This window comes from Clostridium sp. 1001271st1 H5 (assembly GCF_005845215.1).
Taxonomy (GTDB): domain Bacteria; phylum Bacillota; class Clostridia; order Lachnospirales; family Lachnospiraceae; genus Enterocloster.
The window spans coordinates 1-2,545 of the sequence record NZ_SPHO01000054.1; the positions used below are offsets into that span (position 1 = coordinate 1).

The window sequence follows — 2,545 nt, forward strand, 5'->3', positions numbered from 1 at the left end:
AATTGAACAAAATCGCTGCGCAATGGCCTGCCAAGGCTGTGGCATAGCGATTTTCTGTTTTCTATAACAAAAGCAGTGGAAAGCAAGTCCTAAAAGTAGTATTGTTAAGTCACCACAACGAAACAATCAAACAGGATCGACCTTCCCACTGCCTATGAAAAGAATACCACCCTTCCGCTTGGTTGGCAAGCGGTTTTATGACCCCAATGCACCTCCGTGTAAAGCAGTGTTTTTGATACTACTGATTTTACATGGAGGATTTTATTATGTATGAAAAATATTTAGAACAGCTTGAGGAAGCTGGAAAAATCCGCAACCTCAAAGAACGTTCCATCAACTGCTATAAAAACTATGTCTCTTACTTTCTGAAATATCAGGGTAAGAATCCGGAAGAGCTTACCTGTCAGGATGTCAGGACTTTTTTGCTTGCAAAAAAAGAGGAAGGGCTGAAAGCCACAACTCTGAACCTTTATAATTCTGCCATCCGTTTTTTCTACCGAAATGTCCTGCATATCCTTTGGGATGATATCACCGTTCCACGCATGATTCTGGAACACAAGCTTCCAACTGTATTAACTTCTGATGAAATCGACCGCCTGTTAGACGCTATTGACGATATCAAATATAAAGCTATGTTTGCAACAATGTACTCTTCCGGGATGCGGGTTTCTGAAGTTATTCATCTGCATTATGATGATATTTCCCGCTCAAATATGCAGATACATGTCAGAGATACTAAGAACCGGATGGATCGTTATACAATCCTTTCCAAGCGTTGTCTGGATATCCTTACACAATACTGGTTTGAGAAAGGACGGCCTCGTGGAATCCTGTTTCCTAATAAATTCACCGGTAATTACCTGACAGTCAGTACACTGGAGCAGGTGATGCGCCGTGCCGTATCCGATGCCGACCTTCCGATGAATGCAACCCCTCACTGTCTCCGTCATAGCTTCGCAACACATTTGATGGAGCAGGGTGTGGAACGTCAGCATATTCAGGCACTGCTTGGACATCGTGATCCGAAGTCTACGGAAGTTTATCTTCATATCAGCAACAAATCACTCATGGGTATCCAAAGTCCGTTTGACCGGAAAGAAGGTGCTGATTATGAATAAGCCGACCGTTCAGGATATTTTTCAGTGTTTTTATCCGGCATACCTTGAAAAGTATTCTCCCTCTCCTGAACAGGCGAAAGTTGCCCGGAACATCATGAACTGCAAAACAGGAGCCTATGGAACAAATATCAGTGTATGTGAAGACTGTGGTGCTGTTCAGATTCATTACAATTCCTGCCGCAACCGTTGTTGTCCTATGTGTCAGGCTGTTCCAAAGGAAATGTGGATGGATGCCCGCAGAGAAGATGTACTTGATGCCCCCTACTTTCACTTGGTATTTACAGTGCCTGACATTCTGAATCCAATCATTTACAGCAATCAGAAACTGTTATATGACACCCTATATCATGCTGCTTCTGCTACAATCAGTGAACTGACTGCTGACCCTGCACACCTTGGTGCTGCTGTCGGATATATCTGCATCCTTCATACATGGGGATCTGAGATGAACTTTCATCCTCATATCCATACAATACTGCTTGGCGGTGGTCTGACATCCAAAAACGAATGGAAAGACAACGGTACTGAGTTTTTTCTTCCCATATGGGCTATCTCCAAAGTTTTCCGTGGAAAATATATGGATGAGTTAAAAAATCTCTGGAATACGAACCAGCTTGAATTTCATGGCACTGCTGAAAAATATCGTAACCATTATACATTCAAAGAGCTGCTTGATTCCTGTTATGCTGCGGAATGGATTCCTTATTGCAAGAAAACCTTTAACGGTGCACAGTCTGTGATTGATTATCTTGGAAAGTACACCCATAGGATTGCCATCAGCAATCACCGCATCATATGCATACACGATGAAACCGTCACTTTTTCTGTAAAAGATTACCGGAACAAAGGACAATGGAAAGAGTTGAGCATTTCCGGTGTTGAATTCATACGGCGTTTTTTGATGCATGTGCCGCCAAAACGTTTTGTCAGGATTCGGCATTACGGACTTCTTTGTTCCCGCAGCAAGCGAAAGAAACTTATTCTATGTCGAAATCTTCTTGGTTGTCAAAAGTATCTCTCAAAACTTCGGGATAAGGAGATGCCTGAAATATTAAAACAGCTTTATGGCATAAACGTCTATGTGTGTAAATCTTGTGGTGGTCATCTTGGAAAACCACAACTTCGAATACCTCAAAGATGTTAAAAGATTATTCTTTCATATTTTTTCTGAAGCCTCAAAGTTTGAGGTTTTATTGTCGTACCTATTTATCTGGAAACACCTGATTTCTGTAGATTCTGCACTGAAAATCCTGTATAATCATGGGTAAGAACAAAAGATTGAAAGTCCATAGGTAGTGGCTACCCGGACGCTCACTTTGTTCAATTAGGTCAAATCGAAAATGGTGTAAACGAAGGGGCAGTTCACTGGAATGCCAAAACTGCTTTTTCGTTTACCCCATCATTGATTCTAACCTAAAGAATTTGTC

The 2,545-nt window shown here is 41.7% G+C and carries 2 protein-coding genes; both read left to right on the forward strand.

The genetic code is table 11. From position 1 onward, the window contains the following. The first annotated feature begins 266 nt into the window (after positions 1 to 266). A complete protein-coding gene (locus tag FGS84_RS30455) occupies positions 267 to 1,118 on the forward strand; it encodes a tyrosine-type recombinase/integrase (RefSeq protein WP_118000651.1) in 852 nt (283 codons plus the stop codon). Beyond that, positions 1,111 to 2,262, forward strand: coding sequence for an IS91 family transposase (locus FGS84_RS30460; RefSeq protein ID WP_118000653.1), 1,152 nt, complete (start codon positions 1,111 to 1,113; stop codon positions 2,260 to 2,262). The genes FGS84_RS30455 and FGS84_RS30460 overlap by 8 nt, the downstream gene beginning before the upstream one ends. Positions 2,263 to 2,545 lie beyond the last annotated feature (283 nt).

Excerpts from the sequence above, each read along its gene's own strand:
- FGS84_RS30455 (WP_118000651.1), top strand. The coding sequence starts at position 267 with ATGTATGAAAAATATTTAGAACAGCTTGAGGAAGCTGGAAAAATCCGC.
- FGS84_RS30460 (WP_118000653.1), top strand. The coding sequence starts at position 1,111 with ATGAATAAGCCGACCGTTCAGGATATTTTTCAGTGTTTTTATCCGGCA.